The sequence below is a fragment of the Arsenicitalea aurantiaca genome (genome assembly GCF_003994485.1).
In the GTDB taxonomy this organism is placed as follows: Bacteria; Pseudomonadota; Alphaproteobacteria; order Rhizobiales; family Devosiaceae; genus Arsenicitalea; species Arsenicitalea aurantiaca.
The window spans coordinates 823,480-845,067 of sequence record NZ_RZNJ01000001.1; the positions used below are offsets into that span (position 1 = coordinate 823,480).

Genomic DNA, 21,588 nt, shown 5'->3' on the forward strand with positions numbered 1-21,588 from the left:
ATGGAGACCGGCCCACGGGCCGGCGCTGCGCCATGTTCTCACGGGAAAGAAAGACACGTCTCGCCGAATGGTGGTGGACGGTCGACCGCCAGCTGCTTGGTGCGCTGGTCCTGCTGATGATCGCCGGCGTCGTGCTGAGTTTCGCGGCAAGCCCCCCCGTGGCCGAGCGGCTCGGCCTCAGCCCCTATCACTTCATCATCCGTCACAGCCTCTTCGTGCCGCCGGCGATCGCCGTCATGGTCCTGGCCTCGCTGATGAGCCAGCGGCAGGCGCGCTGGGCGGCGCTCGTCATGCTCTGCGGCAGCGTGGTGCTGCTCTGGGCCACGCTGCGCTTCGGCGTCGAGGTCAAGGGCGCGCGGCGCTGGATCTCGGCCTTCGGCCAGTCCGTCCAGCCCTCCGAGTTCGTGAAGCCGGCCTATGCCATTATCGGCGCGTGGCTCTTTTCGGAGAGCATGAAGCGGCCCGAAATGCCTGCGCGGACCATTGCCACCGTGCTGCTCGGGGTCATCATCGCCGCGCTGTTGCTGCAGCCCGATATCGGGCAGACGGCGCTGGTCTTCGCCACCTGGGCGGTGCTGCTCTTCCTCTCGGGCATTTCCTGGGTCATCATCTTCGGGCTTGCCGGCGCAGCGGTCGCCATGCTCTTTGGCGCCTACATGTTCTTTCCTCACTTCGCGCGCCGTATCGATACCTTCATCAACCCCGATGGCGGCGGGAATACCTATCAGGTCGATCGCGCGCTCCAGTCGCTTCTCGAGGGCGGCTGGTTCGGGCGCGGCCCGGGTGAATCGATCGCCAAGAAGCTGATCCCCGACGCCCATGCCGACTATGTGTTCTCGGCAGCGGCCGGCGAATTCGGCATTCTCTTCTGCCTCGTCCTCGTCGGGCTCATCGCCTTCATCGTCGTGCGGGCGCTCCTTGCTGCGCAGCGCCAGTCGAACCTTTTCGCGCGCCTTGCGGCCTCCACCATCGCGATCCAGTTCGCCATGCAGTGCGGCATCAATCTTGCGGTGAACCTCAACCTCATCCCGCCCAAGGGCATGACGCTGCCCTTCGTCTCCTATGGCGGCACGTCCATGCTCGCCATCGCCTTCGGCATGGGGCTGATGCTCGCCCTGACCCGCGAAAAGCCGCAGGAGCGCATCGCCACCGGCCTGCCCCTCTACCGCACAGCACTGGCGCCTGCCGAATGAGCACCTTCGTCCTCATGGCCGGCGGCACGGGCGGCCATCTCTTCCCCGCCATGGCGCTTGCGCAGGAGCTGCGGCGCCGCGGCCATCTCATCCACCTGATGACCGACCATCGCGTCGCAAGCTATGGCGAGGATTTTCCGGCCGAGGAAATCCATGTCGTCCCGGCCGCGACGCCCTCGATCCGCAATCCGATCAAGTTCACCATCGCCGGCTTCAAGATCCTCTATGGCATCTTCGTTGCGGGCGGTAAGCTCAGCCGCGTCACCGCGGACGCCGTAATCGGGTTCGGCGGGTATCCGACCTTTCCGCCCTTCCTCGCCGCGCGGCTCCTGCGCGTGCCGGGCATCCTGCACGAACAGAATGCCGTGCTCGGCCGCGCCAACAAGGCGCTCGCCCGCTTCGCCCAGATCCTGGCGCTGAGCTTTGCCGATACGCTGCGCGCCGAACCCTTTGCCGACAAGACCCTCGTCGTCGGCAATCCGGTGCGCGACCGGGTGCGGGCGGTAACCGGCATTCCCTATCCGGCCATCGAGCCGGAGGGGCCGATCCGCGTTCTCGTCTTCGGGGGAAGCCAGGGCGCCAGCGCGTTCGCCGATCTCGTGCCCGCCGCCATCGCCACCCTCCCGCCCGAGCTGCGCTCGCGGCTCGAGGTGACCCAGCAATGCCGGCGGGAGGATCTCGACCGGGTCGCCGAGGCCTACCGGCTTGCCAAGGTCAACGTCGAAATATCGACCTTCTTCGGGGATCTCCCGGAGCGGATGGCGGCGAGCCATCTGGTTATCGCACGCTCGGGGGCCTCGACCATCGCCGAGCTCTGCGTGGTCGGCCGGCCGGCCATCCTCATCCCGCTGCCAGGCGCCCTCGATGCCGATCAGAAGAACAATGCGCTCTTCCTCGACCGGGCAGGGGGCGGGTGGATCGCCGAGCAGGCCACGCTTTCGCCGCTTTCGCTTGGCACTCGGCTGGCCTCACTTTTCGGTGAGCCGGAGTCGCTGGTGAAGGCCGCTGCGGCAGCGCGGGCGCAGGGCCAGCCCGAGGCCGTCGAGCGCCTCGCCGATGCGGCGGAGGCCCTCGCCAACAAGAAGACTTCCGGCAACAAATAAAAGAAAGAGAGCGCCCATGAAGATGCCGCGCGACATAGGGCCGGTGCATTTCATCGGCATTGGCGGGATCGGGATGAGCGGCATTGCCGAGATCCTGCACGACCAGGGCTACAAGGTGCGCGGATCCGACAGCGCCAACAGCCCCAATGTCCAGCGCCTGCGCGAGATGGGCATTCCGGTCGAGATTGGTCAGAGCGCCGAAAATCTGAAGGACGCGGCCGTCGTCGTCGTCTCCTCGGCCATCCGCAAGGACAACCCCGAACTGATGGCCGCGCGCGCCAGCGCACTGCCGGTCGTGCGGCGGGCCGAGATGCTCGCCGAGATCATGCGCTTCAAGAACGCGATCGCCATCGGCGGCACGCACGGCAAGACGACGACCACCACCATGGTTGCGGCGCTGCTGGATGCCGGCAGGCTCGATCCCACCGTCATCAATGGCGGCATCATCAACGCCTATGGCACCAATGCGCGGCTGGGCGAGGGCGATTGGATGGTCGTCGAGGCCGATGAGAGCGACGGTACCTTCGTCAAGCTGCCGGCCGACGTCGCGGTGGTCACCAATGTCGATCCCGAGCATCTGGACCACTACCGCGATTTCGCCGGGGTCAAGAAGGCGTTCTTGAACTTCGTCGAGAACGTGCCGTTCTACGGCTTTGCCGTCATGTGCCTCGACCACCCCGAGGTCCAGGCGCTGGTCGGGGAAATCCGCGACCGCCGCGTCATCACCTACGGGCAGAACCCGCAGGCGGACGTGCGCCTCGTCGACCTCGAGATCGCCGACGGGATCAGCCGGTTCTCGGTCGAGATCCGCGATCGCATCCGGCTCACGCAGCTGCGCATCGACGGGCTCGAGCTGCCCATGCCCGGGGAGCACAATGCGCTCAACGCCGTCGCCGCGATCGCCGTCGCCGACCAGCTGCATGTGCCTGCCGAGGCCATCCGCAAGGGCCTGAAGAATTTCTCAGGCGTCAAGCGCCGCTTCACCCGCACCGGCGTCGTCGGCGGTGTGACCGTCATCGATGATTACGGCCACCATCCGGTCGAGATCGCATCTGTCCTTCGGGCCGCACGGCAATCGGCGCGCCGCGACGTGATCGCCGTCGTCCAGCCTCACCGCTACAGCCGGCTCAAGGATCTCTTCGACGATTTTGCCACCTGCTTTTACGATGCCGATACCGTCATCGTCGCTCCGGTCTACGCGGCCGGCGAAGCGCCGATAGAAGGGGTCACCCATGAAGAGCTCGTCGCGCGCATCCGCGCCCGCGGGCATCGGGATGCGCGGGTCATCGACCGCGCCGAAGCCCTGGCGCCGCTGCTCGCGAGCCGGGTGGCCGAGGGCGACTACGTCGTCTGCCTCGGGGCCGGCAACATCACCCAATGGGCCGCCGCGCTCCCCGGCGAGCTCGGCGCGTTGATCGGCGAAGAGCCTGAGGCGGCGGCATGAGCTTTCCCGACCTGATCCCGCAGTTCGAGCCCTGGATCTCCGAAATCCGTGGGCGCCTCATTCCCAACCAGCCGCTTTCGGAGGTCACCTGGTTCCGCGTCGGCGGGCCGGCCCAGCTCTTCTTCCAGCCGGCCGACGAGGCGGACCTCGCGCTCTTCCTCAAGCACCTGCCCGCCGAGATCCGGGTCACGACCATCGGGCTCGGCTCGAACCTGCTCATCCGCGATGGCGGGCTCGATGGGGTCGTCATCCGCCTCAGCGCGCGCGGATTCGGCGGCGTCGAGGTCCTTGAGGGGCATCGGCTCCGCGTGGGCACGGCGCTGCCCGACGTCAAGGTCGCGACGGCGGCGGCGGAAGCCGGGATCGACGGGCTGACCTTTTATCGCGGCATTCCCGGCGGCATCGGCGGGGCGCTCTACATGAATGCCGGCTGCTACGGCACCGAGACGCGCGACCGCATGGTCGAGCTCCGCGCCGTGACGCGAGACGGCGAGATCGTGACGCTCAGCAATGCCGACATGGCCTATCGCTACCGCAAGTCGAACGGACCGCGGGGCGCGGTCTTCACGTCCGCGGTCTTTCAGGGCTTCGAGGGCGACAGGGACGACATCCTTGCCCGCATGCGCGAGATCACTGAAAAGCGCGAGTCGAGCCAGCCGACCAAGGCCAAGACTGGCGGATCGACCTTCAAGAATCCCGAAGGCCATTCGAGCTGGAAGCTGATCGATGCCGCCGGCTGCCGCGGGCTCACCGTAGGCGGGGCGCAGATGAGCGAATTGCACGCCAATTTCCTGCTCAACCTCGGTGTGGCCGACGCCTACGACATCGAGACGCTGGGCGAGACCGTGCGATCCCGGGTGCGCGACACCCAGGGCATCTCGCTCAACTGGGAAATCCGGCGCATGGGCCATTTCCTGCCGGGCCGCGAGGTTCGCGAGTTCCTCGACGGCGACGTCTTCACCGGCGCGGTCTGAGCCGCACCAGCACGAAAGGCCTGTTCATGGGCAAGCATGTCGCCGTCCTCATGGGCGGTCTTTCCAACGAGCGCGAGGTTTCCCTGCGCTCCGGTCGCGGCTGCGCCGATGCGCTGCGGCGCGGCGGCTATGAGGTGACCGAGATCGATGTTGGCTACGACGTCGCCGAGCGCCTGCGCGCAGTCGCGCCCGACGTTGTCTTCAACGCGCTCCACGGGCGCTATGGGGAAGACGGCACCATCCAGGGTCTGCTCGAATTCCTGCGCATCCCCTACACCCATTCTGGCGTGCTCGCCTCGGCGCTCGCCATGGACAAGCACCAGGCCAAGATCGCCTTCAAGGCCGCCGGCATCCCGGTCACCGACCATGTCGTCGCCTCCCGCGATGAGGTGGCCCGCGGCCACGTCATGGCGCCGCCCTATGTGGTCAAGCCCATCGCCGATGGCTCTTCGGTCGGCATCTTCATCGTCAAGTCCGGCCAGTCCCATCCGCCTCAGGAAATCCTTGGCGCCGACTGGAAGGGCGGGGAGATGCTGATGGTGGAGCGCTTCATTCCGGGGCGCGAACTCACCTGTGCGGTGATGGGTGACGTCGCGCTCGGGGTCACCGAGATCGTCACCGATCTCGCCTTTTACAATTATGAGGCTAAGTACGCCAAAGGCGGCTCCGCGCACGTCATCCCGGCGCAGGTTTCACCGAATATTTACGACAAAGTGCAGAAGATGAGCCTCAAGGCCCATGCCGCGATCGGCTGCCGCGGCGTCACGCGGACGGACTTCCGGTTCAACGACGCGGCAGGGCCGGACGGGGAGCTCGTCTGCCTGGAGATCAACACCCAGCCAGGCATGACCGAGACGTCCCTGGTCCCCGAACAGGCTGCCCATGCCGGGCATGCCTTCGAGGATCTCGTCGCCTGGATGGTGGAGGACGCGAGTTGCAACAGGTAGGCACGAGGCACATGACGGCGTCGGCGACGCTCGTCGATCCGCGCCGCCTCCCGGTCCCGCTGTCGAACCCTGCGCGCCGCGCCCTGATCGGGGCGGGGCATGTGTGGGTGTTGCACCGGATCGCGGTGCTGCGCGTATTGCTTGCCCTCGTGCTCCTTGCCGTCGCGGCCGGTCTCTACCAGGTGCGCGAGCATATCGCGCTCGGCGCCGCCACCGTCGGCGAGCTCGCCCAGAGCCAGTTTGCCGAAGCCGGCTTTGCGATCGCCCAGATCTCGTTCGCGGGGCAGGGGCTGACTGCCGAAGCCGACCTCTTTGCCGCCCTCGCCCTCGAGCCCCAGGCCTCCACCCTCAATTTCGACGCCGAAGCCGCCCGCGAGCGCATCATGAAGCTGCCCGCGGTCGAGACCGCCACCATCCGCAAGATCTATCCGGGCAATGTCGAGGTCGAGATCACCGAGAAGACCCCGGTCGCCCGCTGGCGCATTGACGGGGTCACCTTCCTCGTCGACCAGACCGGCGCCCAGATCGCGGAGGCCGGCGACGGGTTTTCGGGCCTGCCGCTCGTCATCGGCGACGGCGCGGCGGACGATGCGATGGTCATGATCCGGGCCCTCGAGCGTCATTCGGCTCTCAATACCGGCATCGTCGCGCTCTCGCGCATCGGCGACCGGCGCTGGGACATCGTCTATCGCTCAGGGCTGCGCGTGCAGCTGCCCGAGATGGGCGTAGCCCAGGCGCTCGTCCAGCTCGAGACCTACCAGAACCAATACGCTCTGCTCGATCGCGATCTTACGCTGATCGATCTGCGCGTGCCGGGCATCGTTGCCCTCCGGCAGACCGTCCGCGAGGACGAATAGGGCTTTCGCAGGGATAATCTCGATGATGACCGAAGCGATGACCTCGCGACTGAAGCCGGTGCAGCCGGGGCGGACCACCCTGGTGTCCGTGCTCGATATCGGCTCGACCAAGATCTGCTGCGTCATTGCGCGTCTCACCCCGCGTCCTGAAGGCAAGGCCCTCCGCGGTCGCACGCACAATGCCGAGGTGATCGGCTTCGGCTACGGCCCGTCCGGCGGCATCAAGAGCGGCGTGATCAGCGATCTCGACAAGGCCGAGCAGGCCGTGCGCACCGTCGTCGGCATGGCCGAGCGCGGGGCGGGCCTCACCGTCCATTCGGTCATCGTCAATGTCACCGCCGGGCGTCTCGGCTCGGAAACCTTCTCGGCGACCGTCAATCTGGGCGGTCAGGAAGTGGAGCGCCGCGACATCCAGCGCGTGCTGCGCGCGGTCAACGAGCGCTCGATCCGGCCCGAGCGCTCGATCGTTCACGCGCTGCCCATCGGCTACGCCCTCGATGGCCAGAAGGGCATCAAGGAACCGCGCGGCATGGTGGGGGAGCGGCTCAGCGTCGATGTCGCCACCGTCAGCGCCGAAACGCTCGCCATGCGCAACATCGAGCTCGTGCTCCATCGCTGCCATCTGCAGGTCGAGGCGCTGATGGCGACGCCCTATGCCAGCGGCCTTGCTACGCTCGTCGACGACGAGGCGCAGCTCGGCGTTGCCTGCATCGATTTCGGCGGCGCGACGACATCTGTCTCGGTGTTCTCCGAAGGCAACCTCGTCTACGCCGATGCCATCGCCATCGGCGGCCATCACCTGACCCTCGACGTTGCGCGCCAGCTCTCGATCAGCGTCGCCGATGCCGAGCGGCTGAAGACCCTCTATGGCAGCGTGCTGCCCGGCCAGGCCGATGAGCGCGAGCTCATTCCCGTGGTGCCCGTCGGCTCGACACCCCACGAAGCTCCGGGCCAGATCCCGCGCTCGCACCTCACCCGCATCCTGCGTCCGCGGGTCGAAGAAATCCTCACCGCCATCCGCGACCGCATGCAGGCGACGGGCATGATGGATCTGTGCGGGCGCCGCTTCGTCCTGACCGGCGGGGCGAGCGAATTAACCGGGCTGCCCGAAGTCGCACGCCGGGTCCTGGCGCGCAATGTGCGCAACGGGCGTCCCATGGGCATTTCGGGGCTGCCCGAAATGGCCAAGGGGCCGGGCTTTGCGGCGGTCTCGGGCATGCTCATCTATCCGCAGGTCTGCGGCGCCGAATATGCCGAGCCGCGCTCAGGCTACAAGCTCACCGGCACCGATGGCTATCTGGCGCGCGTGGGCAACTGGCTGCGCGCCAGCTTCTGAGCGGGCAGGGGCCTAGACCCCCGCATAAGCGCGCTCGAGGCTCGCGACATCGATCTTGCGCATCTTCAGCATCGCTTGGGTGGCGCGGGCGGCGCCTTCGGCATCGGGCCCGTTGATCGTGGCGTGAAGCTGCCGGGGCACCACCTGCCAGGAGACCCCGAACCGGTCCTTGCACCAGCCACATTGGCTCTCGGCCCCGCCATTGCCGGTCAGCGCCTCCCAATAGCGATCGACCTCGGCCTGATCGGCGCAGTCGATGACGAAGGACACCGCCTCGTTGAAGTTGAAATGCGGGCCCCCATTGATGCCCGAAAAGCGTTGGCCTGCCAGTTCGAACTCGGCGGTGAACGCGCTGCCCTCAGGCCCCATGCCATTCTTGCCGTGGCGCACGATCTTCAGGATCCGACCGTCGGGAAACAGACCCGTATAGAAGTCCATCGCCTCCTCGAGCTGGTCGTTGAACCAGAGAAACGGCGTTATCTTGCTCATCTGCGTCTCCTCACGCTTTGCGTCCGGGCGGCCGAGGCATTTTTTGCTCCTCTGCCTCGGCTCAGAAAACGCATGAATATAACATAGCGGTTATATAACGTGAAGGTGCAACTTGGCGTTCGGAAAGAAGTCGATTCCGGACAATGGGTTGGCGGCGGGTCTTCACCAGACAGGTGTGGTTAACGAGATGCAAACAGAGCCGCCGTGACGTTGCATTTTGCGCCAGCGTTAACGAAATCGGGCCAATTGTTAGGGTCCGGTTAACGAATTCGCGCGTAAATCTTAACCCAACACGCCACCTATGGGGCCAGCAATGACCATCAACCTCACGATTCCCGACATCCAGGAACTTAAACCCCGCATCACCGTGTTCGGTGTCGGCGGGGCCGGCGGCAATGCCGTCAACAACATGATCTCTTCGGGTCTCGACGGGGTCGATTTCGTCGTCGCCAACACCGATGCGCAGGCGCTGGCCCTCTCCAAGGCCGAGCGGATCATCCAGCTCGGCGTCTCGGTCACCGAGGGCCTGGGCGCCGGCTCGCACCCCGAAGTTGGCCGCGCGGCCGCCGAGGAGAGCTTCGACGAGATCAACGACCACCTTTCCGGCTCGCACATGGTGTTCATCACCGCGGGCATGGGCGGCGGCACCGGCACCGGCGCGGCGCCGGTGATTGCGCGGGCCGCTCGCGAGCAGGGCATCCTCACCGTTGGCGTGGTGACCAAGCCGTTCTCCTTCGAGGGCAATCGCCGTGCGCGGCTGGCCGAGGACGGCATCGACGAGCTTCACCGCCATGTCGACACCCTCATCGTCATCCCCAACCAGAACCTCTTCCGCGTCGCCAACGAGAAGACGACCTTCGCCGACGCCTTCGCAATGGCCGATCAGGTGCTGTTCTCGGGCGTCGCCTGCATCACCGACCTCATGGTCAAGGAAGGCCTCATCAACCTCGACTTCGCCGACGTTCGGGCCGTCATGCGCGGCATGGGCAAGGCGATGATGGGCACCGGCGAAGCCTCTGGCGACGATCGTGCGCGCCACGCTGCCGAAGCGGCGATCGCCAATCCGCTGCTCGACGATGTGTCGATGCAGGGCGCTCGCGGGCTCCTCATCTCGATCACCGGCGGTCCGGACCTTACCCTTTACGAGGTCGACGAAGCCGCAAGCCGCATCCGCGAGGAAGTGGATTCGGATGCCAACATCATCCTCGGGGCAACCTACGACAGCTCCATGAACGGCTCGATCCGCGTCTCGGTCGTCGCGACCGGTACGGACGCCACCATGGTCCAGGCGCTCGAGCCGGTGAAGGCCAGCCCGTCGCGCACCCCGCTCGCCGTGCGCCGTCCCGCACCGCAGCAGGCCGCGCCCCAGGCCCAGCCCGCCCCGCAGATGCAGCAGGTCGTCGATACGATCGAGACCCAGGTGGAAGCGGCTGTCGCCGAAGCCATCACCCATGACGATCACGGCTATGGCGCCTATGCCGAGGATGACGGGGTCACCGTCGAGCCCTACATCCCCTCGGCCGTCGAAGCCCATCACGACGTCTATGACGAATCGCCCCGCATCGAGGATCAGCCGGTCCCCAGCGCCTACGTGCCCTCCAATGCCGAGCGCCCCGCGCTGCAGCGGCGCATGCCCCGCACCGAGGAGCTGCCCCCTGTTGCCAGAAGGTCACTTGAGCCGGCAGATCGTCAGGACGCAGAGCCGCGCAATGCCCGTGCGCTCTTCAAGCGTCTCGCCTCGAACGTTGCCTCGAGCCTGCGCCCGTCCGAGCAGCCCCATCACGAAGAGCCGGCGATTTCCAGCGCCGACGATGCGGCGGCACGCAGCGCCATAGAGGCCGGAGCGCCTAGGGTTTCCCAGCCGCGCGGCTATGCGCCGGGCGCTCAGGGGCAGCTCGATCCCCATGGTCGCCAGCAGGCTCAGCAGCCCGCCAAGGACCAGCTGGAGATCCCGTCCTTCCTGCGCAAGCATGGCTAGGCGGGTCGCTCGGAACCGCAGATGAGACATGCCGGCGCGGCTTCCGCGCCGGTTTCTTTTTGGTTAAGACTTCAGCGTCGTCCCAGACACCGGGGTAGGATTTCAATGCATAAACTTTCGGCCCGCCAGCGCACTCTTGCAGGTGCGCTAGAGTTCAGCGGTTTCGGTGTCCATGGTGGTCTGCCCGTCACCCTCACCATTGCCCCGGCGGCCCCGGAGACGGGCTACAGAATCATCCGCAAGTTCGCCGATGGCTCGCAGGTCGGGCCGGTTCCGGTGCATTTCTCCCGCGTCACGCGCACCACGCTCTGCACCACGCTCGATCTGGGCGACAGCGCCAGCGTCGCGACGGTCGAGCATGTGGTCTCGGCGCTGAGCGGGCTTGGCGTCGATAACGCCCTCATCACCGTAGACGGGCCCGAATGCCCGATCCTCGATGGCAGCGCAGCGCCCTATGTGGATGCGATTCGCGCCATCGGGCTCGACGTGCAGCCTGCGCCCCGCCGCTACATCAAGATCATGCGGCAGGTGCTGGTGCGCAACAACGAGGCTTCGGCCGCGCTCGAGCCCTATAACGGCCGCGCCTTCGACCTCGAGATCGATTTCGACAGCAAGGTCATCGGGCGTCAGCGCATGATCTTCGACTGGACCCCGCGGCGTTATGCCGAGGACGTCTCGCGCGCCCGCACCTTCGGCTTCGCCCGCGATGCGCGCATCCTGCGGCAGGCCGGCTACGCGCTCGGCTCCTCGCTCGACAATTCCATTACGGTCGAGGACGACCGGATCCTCAATCCCGGCGGGCTGCGCTACGAAGACGAGTTCGTGCGCCACAAGCTGCTCGACGCGGTGGGGGATCTGGCGCTCTGCGGGCTGCCGATTTACGGGCGCTTCCGGTCCTACAAGGGCGGGCATGCACTCAATGCGCTCGTTCTTCATGGTTTGTTTGCCAGCGAGGCCAATTATGAGGTAGTAACCGCCGAGCAATTGCCGTTGGCGTTCGATGCGCTCGACGACATGCCGGAGGGGATCGCCGTCCAGCCCTATCTGCGTTCGGTCGGCTAGGCCGCCACAGTTTGGTTGGATTTGGTGTCTAGGCCGCACTGAGGTTCGGCGTGTTAAGAGAATGGGGCGTTTCGTGACAATCAACGCACTTGCGGGTATTTCCAGCCGGGCCGTCCGGCTCGTCGCCACCGGTCTGGTGGTGGTCACGCTCGCCGGCTGCAGCCTCTTTGGCGCAGCCAAGATCGCCGAAGAGCCGATCATTCCTGCCAATACGCTCTACTCGCAGGGCCTGGCCGAAATGGACCAGCAGCGCTTCGTGACGGCGGTCGGCACGTTCGAGAAGCTCGAGCGCCAGCACCCCTATTCGGAATTCGCCGAGAAGGCGAAGATGATGCAGGTCTACGCTAATTACCGCATCGGCCGGTATGACGAGGCCATCATGGCCGCGGACCGCTATCTTGCCGTCTATCCCTCCTCGCAGGAGACGGCCTATGTGCTCTACCTCAAGGGCAATTCCTATTATGGCCAGATCCGCGACATCACCCGCGACCAGCAGATCTCCCAGGACGCCATCGACACCTATAGCCTGCTGATCTCGTCCTATCCGAACAGCGAATATGCCAAGGATGCGCGCGACAAGCTTGTCGTCGCGTCCGACCAGCTGGCCGGCAAGGAGATGTCCGTCGGGCGCTATTATCTCGGCAACGGCCAGTATGGCGCGGCGATCAATCGCTTCAAGACGGTCGTCGAAAAGCACCAGACCTCGACCCATATCGAGGAGGCGCTGTTCCGCCTGACCGAGGCCAATCTGAAGCTCGGGCTCGTCAACGAAGCGCAGACCGCGACCGCCGTCCTCGGGCATAACTACCCCTCGAGCAGCTGGTACCGGCAGGCCTTCACGCTCCTCCAGCAGCAGGGGCTGAGCCCGCAGATCAATCAGGGCAGCTCGCTGGCCTCCGCCGTCCGGAGCTGACCGGCGCGCCCTGCGGCGACAGATTTTCGTTGCTTGTTTGTTCTCATGCGCGCTAGGGTCGCCCCCGGCGCGCATCCTTTTGTGATGCACCTGATCTTGGGATGGCTCCCGGCATGCTGAGTGCGCTTTCGGTCCGAAACATCGTCCTGATCGACCAGCTCGATCTGTCGCTGGATGGCGGCCTCACCGTCTTGACCGGCGAGACCGGCGCGGGCAAGTCGATCCTGCTCGACGCGCTGACGCTCGCGCTCGGCGGGCGGGGCGATGCGTCGCTCGTGCGGACCGGCTGCGACAGCGGCCAGGTCATCGCCATCCTGCAGCTCTCCCAAGACCACCCTGCGCGCGTCGCGCTGCGCGACAATGCGATCGCCGACGATGCCGAGGTGATCCTGCGGCGCGTGCAGTTCGCAGACGGGCGCACGCGTGCCTTCATCAACGACCAGCCGGTCTCCGCCGGTCTCCTCTCCACCATTGGCGGGCTCGTCGTCGAAATCCACGGTCAGCACGACGACCGCGCGCTCGTCGACGTTGCGACGCACCGGGCCGCCCTCGATTCCTTCGGCGGGCACGAATCGGGCGTCGCTCAGGTGCGCGATGCGCATGCCCGGCTCGCCGAAGCCGAGGCCGCGGTGCGTGACCAGCGTGCGCTCATCGCCGAGGCAAGGGCGCGCGAGGAGTTCGCCCGCCATGTGGTCGAGGAGCTTTCCGCGCTTGCCCCCGAGGCGGGGGAGGAGGATGCCCTTGCCGAACGCCGGCACCAGCTGATGCAGCTTGAGCGTGCCGCCGACGAGGTGCGCGATGCCGACGAGATCATCAACGGCCCGACAGCGCCGGGACCTGTGCTGTCGGGTCTGATGCGCCGGCTGATGCGCAAGGCCGAAACCGGGGAGGGCAGCGTCTTCCAGCCCATCGTCGAGGCGCTCGATGCGACGCTCGTGGCGCTCGATGGGACATCCGACGCCCTCGAGGCCCTGAAGCGCGAAATGGCCTTCGATCCGCTCGAGCTCGAAAAGGTCGAGGAACGGCTCTTCGCCCTCCGCGCTGCCGGCCGCAAGCATCAGGTGCTTTGCGACGAGCTACCCGCGGTCCTCGAGCGCTACAGTGCCGAGCTCGACCTGCTCCAGAGCGGGGAGGATCAACTCAAATCCCTCGAGGAGGCCGCTGCCGCCGCCCGGGCAGCCTATACCGAAGGCGCAGGCCGCCTCAGTGCCGACCGCCTCCGCGCTGCCGAAGCGCTTGGGGCGGCCGTCGAGGCGGAGTTGCCCGACCTGAAGCTCGGATCGGCGCGCTTCATCGTCGCGGTCGATGCCGATCCCTCCCGCGTCGCGCCCACGGGCTTCGATCAGGTCTCCTTCAACGTCCAGACCAATCCGGGCACTGCCGCCGGTCCCCTTCTCAAGGTCGCCTCCGGCGGCGAACTCAGCCGCTTTCTTCTCGCGCTCAAGGTCGTGCTCGCCGATCGCGGTTCGGCCCCGGTCCTCATCTTCGACGAGATCGACACCGGGGTGGGTGGCGCCGTCGCCGATGCCATCGGGCGTCGCCTGGGGCGCCTCGCGGAGGGGCTGCAGGTGCTCACGGTCACCCATGCGCCCCAGGTCGCGGCGCGCGCCCGCAGCCATCTGCTGATCGAAAAGCAGGCGGTGGAGGAGGGCGCCTTCATGCGCACCCATGTCCGCCCGCTCGATTCCGGCGCCCGGCGTGAAGAGGTCGCGCGCATGCTGGCCGGCGCCACCGTCACCGAGGAGGCCCGCGCCGCGGCCTCCCGTCTCATTTCCGAGGTCGGTTGAGGCTTGACCTCCGGGGCGCTCCGGCGTCCCCTCCGCGTCTTTAGGGGGATTCGGGGCCTGCCCGCCGATCCGCGACCGTCATCGGGGTATCTGAGTGAGCGATCTGTCGAGAAAAGCCGTCGAGGACCTGACCGAGGAGGAGGCCGCCACCGAGCTCGCGCGGCTCGCCGCCGAGATCGCCCGGCACGACAAAGCCTATTACCAGAAGGATGCGCCCGAGATCTCGGACGCCGAGTATGACGAATTGCGCCGGCGCAATGTCGAGGTCGAAGAGCGCTTTCCCGCGCTCATGCGCATGGATAGCCCTTCCACGGCCATCGGCGCCGCGCCGGCCGAAGGCTTCGCCAAGGTGCGCCATGCCGTGCCCATGCTCAGCCTCGCCAACGCCTTCGCCGATGAGGACGTCGCCGATTTCGTCGCGCGCGGGCACAAATTCTTCGAGCGCGAGAAGGACCTCACCCTCTATTTTACCGCCGAGCCCAAGATCGACGGCCTTTCCGCCTCGCTGCGCTATGAGAAGGGCGTCTTCGTCAGGGGCGCCACGCGCGGCGATGGCAGCGTCGGCGAGGACATCACCGAAAACCTCCGCACCATCGCCGACATTCCCGATCAGCTGGCCGGCTCGGGCTGGCCGGACGTGATCGAGATCCGCGGCGAGGTCTACATGACCCATGCCGAGTTCAAGGCGCTGAACGAGAAGGCCGCCGCCGAGGGCCGGCAGACCTATGTGAACCCGCGCAACACCGCAGCCGGTTCGCTCCGCCAGCTCGATCCCTCGGTAACGGCGAGCCGCAACCTCAAATTCTTCGCCTATGGCTGGGGCGAGGCCTCGAGCCTGCCGGCCCAGACCCAGTTCGAGGTCGTGCGCGCCTTCGCCGAATGGGGCTTCGTCGTCAATCCGCTGATGATCCGCACCACAAGCACCGAAGAGATGCTGGCCCATTACCGGCTGATAGAGGCCCAGCGCGCCAGCCTCGGCTACGATATCGACGGGGTGGTCTACAAGCTCGACCGGCTCGATCTGCAGGCGCGCTGGGGGTTTGTCGCCCGCGCCCCGCGCTGGGCCATCGCCCACAAATTCCCTGCCGAGCAGGCGCGCACCGTGTTGCGCAAGATCGACATCCAGGTCGGTCGCACCGGCACGCTCACCCCCGTCGCCCGGCTCGATCCGGTGACCGTCGGCGGCGTCGTCGTCGAAAACGCGACGCTCCACAACGAGGAATACATCGCCGGTCGCGACAGCTTCGGCGAGGCAATCCGCGACGGGCTCGACATTCGCGAAGGCGATACGGTGATCGTCCAGCGGGCCGGCGACGTCATTCCCCAGATTGTCGCGGTGATTCCGGAAATGCGGCCAAGCGACGCCGTGCCTTACGTTTTTCCCACGGTCTGTCCGGTCTGCGGCTCCGAAGCGGTTCGTGAGCTCAACGAGAAGACCGGCAAGCTCGACGCCCGCCGGCGGTGCACGGGCGAGCTCATCTGCGCGGCACAGGCGACCGAGCTCCTCAAGCATTTTGTCGCCCGCGATGCCCTCGACATAGACGGCTTCGGCAGCGAGCAGGTCGATCTCTTCTATCAGGAAGGGCTCGTGCGTTTTCCCGCCGACATCTTCACCCTGCATGAAAAGCGCGAGGCCGTGCGCGCGGCCCTTTTCAAGCGTCGCGAGGAGCAGGCGGCCGCCCGCGAGGCCGCGACCGGCAAGAAGCGCAAGAAGGTCCTGTCGGCAGCCGAGCGCACCTATGAGGGGCTCGACAAGCTCTTTGCCGCCATCGACGCGCGGCGCACGCCCGAGCTCAACCGGTTCATCTTCGCGCTTGGCATCCGCCATGTGGGCGAAACGACGGCAACGCTCCTCGCGCGCACCTTCTCCACCTTCGAGGCCCTGCGCGAGACGGCCATTGCCGCGGGCAGGGCAGAGGGTGGCGCCGAAACCGTCTTTCCCTCGATCAACGGCATCGGCGGCACGGTGCTCGCCTCGGTCGTCTCGTTCTTTGCCAACCCGCGCAACGAGCAGGCGATCGATGATCTGCTCGAACAGGTGAAGCCGCAACCCTTCGAGATCACGGTGCGCTCGGACAGCCCCGTCGCGGGCAAGACGGTGGTCTTTACCGGCTCGCTCGAGCAGATGACGCGCAGCGAGGCCAAGGCGATGGCCGAGCGGCTCGGGGCCAAGGTCGCCGGGTCCGTGTCGGCCAATACCGACATCCTCGTCGCCGGTCCCGGCGCCGGCTCGAAGCTGAAGAAGGCCGAGGAGCTCGGCCTCATGGTTCTCGACGAAGACGGCTGGTTCGATCTCGTCGGCCGGTGAGGCCTGAGCTCAGATCGGTGCCGTCGCGCGTTCCAGCCAGTCCCGCACGTCCCCGGCAAGGGCCGGGGCGATCTCGGCGCGGACACGGGCGTGATAGGCGTTGAGCCAGTCGCGCTCCGCTGGCGTCAGGAGCGCCCCGTCCACCAGCCGCGTATCGATCGGCACGAGCGTCAGCGTTTCGAATTCGAGATAGCCGGGGAATGCCTCCGCCTCGATCACCGCAACGAGGTTCTCGATGCGGATGCCGTATTCGCCGGCCTTGTAATATCCGGGCTCGTTCGAAAGCACCATTCCGGGCTCGAGTGGCAGGGTGTAGCGCGGGGAGATCCCCGTTGGGCCCTCGTGAACGGCGAGGAAATGCCCCACGCCATGGCCCGTGCCATGGGTATAGGTCACCCCGGCCTGCCAGAGAAACTGGCGGGCGAGGCTATCGATCTGCGCGCCGGACGTGCCCTTGGGAAACCGCGTCGTCGAGACCGCCATCATGCCCTTCAGAACCCGCGTATAGCGGTCCTTTTGCTCGGGGGTCGCGCTACCGGTGAAGAACGTCCGCGTGATGTCGGTCGTGCCGCTCAGATACTGCCCGCCGCTGTCCACCAGCATCAGCTCGCCCGGATGCAGCGTGCGGTCGGTCCCGGTCGAAACCCGATAATGCACGATCGCGCCATTGGGGCCCGAGCCCGAGATCGTGTCGAAGCTGATGTCGACGAGGCTCTCCTCCTCGCGCCGGAACGCTTCGAGCGTGGTGACGATGTCGATCTCGGTCAGTTCACCCTTCGGGGCCTCGCGGTCGAACCAGGCGTTGAACTTGGCGTAGGCGATGGCGTCCAGCCGATGGGCCTCGCGCATGCCGGCCAGTTCCACCGCGTTCTTGCGCGATTTGGGCAGCAGCACCGGGTCCCGTCGTTCGACAAGCCGCGCACCGGCGGTCTCGAGGGTCGTGGCGATCGCCGCCGGCGCGGTGGCCGGATCTATCAGCACGGCGCGCTTGGCTTGCCCGAGGGCCTGAAGGTCGGCGGGCAGCTGCGCTTTGCCCGCAAGCTCCGCCACGCCCTCGAGCGCGGTCACGAGCGCGTCGTCGATCCGGTCCGGCTCCAGATAGAGCGTCGGCATGCCCTGGGCAGGAATGAGCGCAAAGCCGAGGACGAAGGGCGTGTTCGGCACGTCCCGCCCGCGCATGTTGAAGAGCCAGCAGATCGATTCGGGCAGTGTCAGCACCGCTGCGTCGGCCCGCTCAGCCACGAGCGCCTGCCGGATCTCGCCCAGCTTGTCGGCCGAGGTCCGTCCTGCGCGATTGTGCCCCAGAAACTCGATCGCCGTCGCCGGCGCCGCAGGCCGATCGGTCCAAATCCGGTCGACGAGATTGCCGACCGGTTTCAGTTCCGCGGTCTCGCCGAGCTTTTCGGCGAGGTCCCGGATCTCGCCCGGCGTGTGGAGCCAGGGATCATAGCCGATCGTGCCGCCCGCGGGCACGAAGCGCTTGAGTTCGCTGCCGATGCTCACGCCCTGGCCGATCTCGATCACCTCGAGCAGGCTCGTATCGGTTTCCGCCGGCGCCTGCAGGGTGTAGCGGCTGTCGACAAAGAGCCCCGCCTTTTCCGTACCGATCACCGCTGCGCCTGCCGATCCGGTAAAGCCCGTCAGCCAGCCCAGCCGCGCCTCGCCCGGCGGCACCGATTCTCCCCGATGGGCATCGGCGCGGGGGACAAGAAATGCGTCGAGCCCCTCGCTCTTCATCGCTTCGCGCAGGGCAGCCAGTCGCGGGGCGACGGCGGCCTTGTCCGAGCGCGTCGAAAAGCTCTGGAAGCGTGCGGGCGGGAAGGGGGTCTTCGTCATCGCGGTCTCGGCTGTGCGTAAGGTGAATGGCTGGTCTGTGTCCGGAGGCCTAACCAAACCGGCTCATAACGCTATCTATAGGGCAACAGAAAACTTGTGCAGCCCCAAGGGGCAGGAGAGCAGACCATGACCAAGAGCCGCAACTTCTTCGCCCGGGCCTTTGACGCTGTCGTCGATGCCCGCACCCGCCAGGCCGAGCGCTATGTCGCCAACTACATGCGCGATCACGACCTCGTCGAGCGCCCCAAGACCAACCGCGAATAGTCCGCTCCCCGATTCGGTTAAGCGCCGTTAATCGGGGTTGCATCTGGGACATGGGTGGCTTGCCCAAACGCCTATGTTCCATCAGCGCAAGCGGCGCTATCACACTCTGCGACGCGGGCTCTTCCGCCCCGTCGAAACGATCGAACGAGCAGGACCATGACCGAGAGCAAGACCACCTTCCGCAAGTCGCTTGATGGGCTCATCGCAGCGCGCGGCCGCGAATCCACGCGCCAGGTGAGCTATCGCATGCAGCATCAGCTGATCGGCGCCTTTACCAAGCGCCCCTGATCCGGCAGCGCGCAAGCGCTCCATCCCAAGGCCGACCCGATCCCCGGAGCCACCTCCGGGGATTTGCTTTTTTCAGCGCTTTTCCAGCACCAGCGTCGACCAGTTGCCCCGGGTGATCTTGCTGCGCAGGATCATCGATTGCCCGACATAGGCGCTCGTCACCCGCGGGGCCTGCTGGTTCAGGATTCCCGACAGGATGATCGTCGCGCCGCGCTGGGTGATCCGCGCCATGCCAGGCGCAAGTGCGGCGAGGGGACCGGCGAGGATGTTGGCGATCACGAGGTCATAGGGCGCGCCCGAAGCGATCAGATGATGGTCCAGCCCTTCCGCTTCGATCGCCACGATCTGGCGCTCGACGCCATTGTCGCGCGCGTTCCCGAGCGTCGTTGAAACCGCGACCGGGTCGATATCGGTCGCGAGCACGCGCCGCTTCAGGCGCTTGGCCACCGCGATGGCGAGCACGCCCGTTCCGGTGCCGATGTCGATCACATTGGTGAAGCGCCGCCGCTTCAGCGCCCGGTCGATTGCCTCGAGGCACCCGGTCGTCGTTTCATGGTGCCCCGTGCCGAAGGCCTGCGCGGCGTCGATCCGGATGCCGGTCAGCCCGCCGGGCACAGGCGCCGTCTCGTGGCTGCCATAGACATAGAAGCCGCCGGCCCTCACCGGGTGCAGCCCTTCGAGGGATTTCGCCACCCAATTGACCGAGGGGTCGATCTCCTCGATCCGGAATTCGACGTCCCCGCCAAGGGTTAGGCGCGCCAATTCGGAAAATGAATCGAGCTCGGGCCTTTCGAGGCACGTGGCCTCGAAAATCCATTCGCCGGTCTCCGCATCCTCATGGGCCGACGCCGTGACGGCGAGGTCGTCGCGCTCCATGACCGCATCGACCAGCGCATAGGCCTGGTCCTTGGTAAGGGCGAGCGAGAGCTGGGAAAGCGCCATGGGATCCACCTTCTATGGTCTGCCGCCTTGTTGGGCCGGCACCGCACGGCTGTCAATGGTGCGCCCGCTTGACTTGGCGTCCTTCATGTCGTCCCGTCGTCGTCTGGAGCGGAGGGACGGCACATGTACGGGCTGATCGGCAAGATGAAGGCGGTCGAGGGGCAGGGCGAGGCGCTCCTCGCGCTCATGGCGGGCAATATCGGGCCGATGCCGGGCTGCCTCAGCTATATCGTCGCCCGCGATCCCGCCGATCCCGACGCAATCTGGATCACCGAGGTCTGGGTGGACAGGGATCACCATGCCGCGTCACTCGGGCTGGCAGGGGTGCAGGCCCTCATCGCCCGGGCGCGCCCCCTGATCGCCGGCTTTGGCGAGCGCTTCGAGACCGAGCCCGCGGGCGGGCTGGGCATGCTGCCCGAACCCGGCGTATGAAGCCCGACATTTCGGGCGCCCCGGATGGGCCGTTCCGGCAGGTCTTCGCCAATGGTGTGACCGCCGCAGAAGGCGAAGTCTGCGGCGGGCGGAAGACCGGACACTGGCGCCACTATTTCAAGGATGGGTCCTTGCAGGCCGAGGGCGAGTACCGCGATGACGCGCCCGACGGCCCCTGGATCTGGAACCGTGCCGATGGAGGAAGGCTTCAGGAGGGCACGTTCGTCGAGGGCAAGCAGTCGGGCCTCTGGCGCCGGTGGCATGCCGGGGGCGCTCTCATGGATGAAGGTCTCTACGAGGCTGGCCGGCGCGTCGGCGTATGGCGCAGCTTCGGTCCGGGTGGCGAGCCCAGGGCCGAAAAGCGCTATCGCGCCTCGCCCCAAGAATAATTCGGGGCATTCGGCCCACCGCCCATTGAAGGCGAACCGGCGCCGCGCCATCTAGAAGCGCTCAACCCCGCCCGAGTGCCCCTCATGACAGACCCCGTGATGCCCCACGCTCCCCGTCGGCGCGCACTCATGCTGGTCAATCCGCGCGCGCGGCGCGGTAGCGAAGCGCTCGACAGCGTGGTCGCGCGGCTCGAGGCGGGCGGGCTCGAAGTTCGGCTCGAACGCTTCGATACCCCCGAAGAGGTTTCCGCCGACATCGTCCGACGCCGTGACGAGGCCGATCTCGTCATCGTCTGCGGCGGGGACGGCACCATCAATTCGGCCGCGCGCGGCGTCCTTGCGACGGGCCTGCCCATGGGCATCATCCCCATGGGTACCGCCAATGATCTGGCGCGGACCCTTGGTATTCCGCCCGAACTCGATGCCGCCGCCGACATCATCCTCGCCGGGCAGACCAAGCGCATCGATCTGGGCGAGGTCAACGGCCATCCCTTCTTCAACGTCGCGAGCATCGGGCTCGGGGCCGATCTTGCGAGTGGGCTCACCGCCGAGACCAAGAAGCGCTGGGGGCAGGTGGGCTATGCGCTCGCGGCCCTCAAGGTCGTCTTCTCCGCCCGCCCGTTCCGCGCCATGATCATCGATGGATCGGGACGGCGACGGGTGCGGACCTATCAGATCGCCGTGGGCAATGGCCGGCACTATGGGGGCGGCACCGTCATCGAGGCCAGCGCCACCATCGATGATGGCCATCTCGATCTCTACAGTCTCGAAATGGACAATGTCTGGACCCTCGCGCTCATGCTCTCGGCCTTCCGCCGCGGCGAGCATGGCGCCTGGGCTGAAGTGCGCACCGCGCGCAGCACCGAATTCGAGATCCGCACCACCCGGCCGCGCGCGGTCAATACCGATGGCGACATCGTCACGGAGACGCCGGCCCGCTTCGTCATCCGGCCCGATGCGATCACCGTTTTCGCCCCATTGGCGGCCGCTTCGACCGGTTGAGACGAAAACGGGTTCTACGAGGCGAAAAGGGGTTGCCATCACGC

The 21,588-nt window shown here is 66.7% G+C and carries 20 protein-coding genes; 17 read left to right on the forward strand and 3 right to left on the reverse strand.

The window, feature by feature from the left end:
• Positions 1-32: 32 nt before the first annotated feature.
• Genes EMQ25_RS04000 through ftsA form a run of 7 tightly spaced genes read left to right on the forward strand, consistent with a single transcriptional unit; the run spans position 33 to position 7,854 of the window.
• Positions 33-1,193: an FtsW/RodA/SpoVE family cell cycle protein gene (locus EMQ25_RS04000; RefSeq protein WP_127187240.1), complete on the forward strand. Its 1,161-nt coding sequence runs from the start codon at positions 33-35 to the stop codon at positions 1,191-1,193.
• Positions 1,190-2,296, forward strand: coding sequence for an undecaprenyldiphospho-muramoylpentapeptide beta-N-acetylglucosaminyltransferase (murG, locus tag EMQ25_RS04005; protein WP_127187241.1), 1,107 nt, complete (start codon positions 1,190-1,192; stop codon positions 2,294-2,296). Before EMQ25_RS04000 ends, murG begins: the two co-directional genes overlap by 4 nt.
• Positions 2,297-2,312: 16 nt before the next feature.
• Positions 2,313-3,740: a UDP-N-acetylmuramate--L-alanine ligase gene (gene murC / locus EMQ25_RS04010; RefSeq protein ID WP_127187242.1), complete on the forward strand. Its 1,428-nt coding sequence runs from the start codon at positions 2,313-2,315 to the stop codon at positions 3,738-3,740.
• Positions 3,737-4,714: a UDP-N-acetylmuramate dehydrogenase gene (murB, locus tag EMQ25_RS04015; protein ID WP_127187243.1), complete on the forward strand. Its 978-nt coding sequence runs from the start codon at positions 3,737-3,739 to the stop codon at positions 4,712-4,714. The genes murC and murB overlap by 4 nt, the downstream gene beginning before the upstream one ends.
• A 26-nt stretch (positions 4,715-4,740) precedes the next feature.
• Positions 4,741-5,661 (forward strand): D-alanine--D-alanine ligase, encoded by a 921-nt coding sequence (locus EMQ25_RS04020; RefSeq protein WP_127187244.1) that lies wholly within the window; start codon positions 4,741-4,743, stop codon positions 5,659-5,661.
• An 11-nt stretch (positions 5,662-5,672) separates the two neighbouring features.
• Entirely contained in the window at positions 5,673-6,518 is an 846-nt protein-coding gene (locus EMQ25_RS04025) for a cell division protein FtsQ/DivIB (RefSeq protein WP_127187245.1), read from the forward strand.
• A gap of 22 nt (positions 6,519-6,540) precedes the next feature.
• Complete coding sequence (ftsA, locus tag EMQ25_RS04030) at positions 6,541-7,854, forward strand: cell division protein FtsA (RefSeq protein ID WP_127187246.1); 1,314 nt, start codon at positions 6,541-6,543, stop codon at positions 7,852-7,854.
• Between the two features lie 12 nt (positions 7,855-7,866).
• Here the strand turns inward: ftsA and EMQ25_RS04035 are convergent, their stop codons facing one another.
• Positions 7,867-8,343, reverse strand: a complete 477-nt coding sequence (locus tag EMQ25_RS04035) for a VOC family protein (RefSeq protein WP_127187247.1) — start codon at positions 8,341-8,343, stop codon at positions 7,867-7,869.
• Between the two features lie 313 nt (positions 8,344-8,656).
• On the opposite strand from EMQ25_RS04035, the gene ftsZ reads away from it, so the two are divergent.
• The 5 genes from ftsZ to ligA all read left to right on the forward strand — a co-directional run bounded on the left by ftsZ (position 8,657) and on the right by ligA (position 16,391).
• A complete protein-coding gene (ftsZ, locus tag EMQ25_RS04040) occupies positions 8,657-10,321 on the forward strand; it encodes a cell division protein FtsZ (RefSeq protein WP_127187248.1) in 1,665 nt (554 codons plus the stop codon).
• 105 nt (positions 10,322-10,426) lie between these two features.
• Complete coding sequence (gene lpxC / locus EMQ25_RS04045; protein WP_158625948.1) at positions 10,427-11,383, forward strand: UDP-3-O-acyl-N-acetylglucosamine deacetylase; 957 nt, start codon at positions 10,427-10,429, stop codon at positions 11,381-11,383.
• Between the two features lie 73 nt (positions 11,384-11,456).
• Positions 11,457-12,296: an outer membrane protein assembly factor BamD gene (locus tag EMQ25_RS04050; RefSeq protein WP_244606460.1), complete on the forward strand. Its 840-nt coding sequence runs from the start codon at positions 11,457-11,459 to the stop codon at positions 12,294-12,296.
• Positions 12,297-12,409: 113 nt separating this feature from the next.
• Positions 12,410-14,083 carry a DNA repair protein RecN gene (gene recN, locus EMQ25_RS04055; RefSeq protein ID WP_127187251.1) on the forward strand — a complete coding sequence of 558 codons (1,674 nt, stop codon included), beginning with the start codon at positions 12,410-12,412 and terminating at the stop codon, positions 14,081-14,083.
• Positions 14,084-14,186: 103 nt separating this feature from the next.
• Complete coding sequence (gene ligA, locus EMQ25_RS04060; protein WP_127187344.1) at positions 14,187-16,391, forward strand: NAD-dependent DNA ligase LigA; 2,205 nt, start codon at positions 14,187-14,189, stop codon at positions 16,389-16,391.
• A gap of 9 nt (positions 16,392-16,400) precedes the next feature.
• Here the strand turns inward: ligA and EMQ25_RS04065 are convergent, their stop codons facing one another.
• On the reverse strand, positions 16,401-18,227 hold the full coding sequence (locus tag EMQ25_RS04065) for an aminopeptidase P family protein (protein ID WP_127187252.1): 1,827 nt from the start codon (positions 18,225-18,227) through the stop codon (positions 16,401-16,403).
• Positions 18,228-18,353: 126 nt separating this feature from the next.
• Between EMQ25_RS04065 and EMQ25_RS17975 the strand changes: the two genes are divergently transcribed.
• Both EMQ25_RS17975 and EMQ25_RS18480 read left to right on the forward strand, forming a co-directional pair.
• Entirely contained in the window at positions 18,354-18,491 is a 138-nt protein-coding gene (locus EMQ25_RS17975; RefSeq protein WP_158625949.1) for a hypothetical protein, read from the forward strand.
• Between the two features lie 156 nt (positions 18,492-18,647).
• Entirely contained in the window at positions 18,648-18,779 is a 132-nt protein-coding gene (locus EMQ25_RS18480; RefSeq protein ID WP_280177626.1) for a hypothetical protein, read from the forward strand.
• Between the two features lie 72 nt (positions 18,780-18,851).
• Here EMQ25_RS18480 and EMQ25_RS04070 read toward each other — a convergent pair whose 3' ends face one another.
• Positions 18,852-19,721: a 50S ribosomal protein L11 methyltransferase gene (locus EMQ25_RS04070; RefSeq protein ID WP_127187253.1), complete on the reverse strand. Its 870-nt coding sequence runs from the start codon at positions 19,719-19,721 to the stop codon at positions 18,852-18,854.
• A 123-nt stretch (positions 19,722-19,844) separates the two neighbouring features.
• On the opposite strand from EMQ25_RS04070, the gene EMQ25_RS04075 reads away from it, so the two are divergent.
• From EMQ25_RS04075 to EMQ25_RS04085, 3 genes are all read left to right on the forward strand, one after another.
• Positions 19,845-20,153, forward strand: a complete 309-nt coding sequence (locus EMQ25_RS04075; protein WP_127187254.1) for a putative quinol monooxygenase — start codon at positions 19,845-19,847, stop codon at positions 20,151-20,153.
• On the forward strand, positions 20,150-20,542 hold the full coding sequence (locus EMQ25_RS04080; RefSeq protein ID WP_127187255.1) for a toxin-antitoxin system YwqK family antitoxin: 393 nt from the start codon (positions 20,150-20,152) through the stop codon (positions 20,540-20,542). The genes EMQ25_RS04075 and EMQ25_RS04080 overlap by 4 nt, the downstream gene beginning before the upstream one ends.
• 99 nt (positions 20,543-20,641) lie before the next feature.
• Complete coding sequence (locus EMQ25_RS04085) at positions 20,642-21,544, forward strand: lipid kinase (protein ID WP_127187256.1); 903 nt, start codon at positions 20,642-20,644, stop codon at positions 21,542-21,544.
• Positions 21,545-21,588 lie beyond the last annotated feature (44 nt).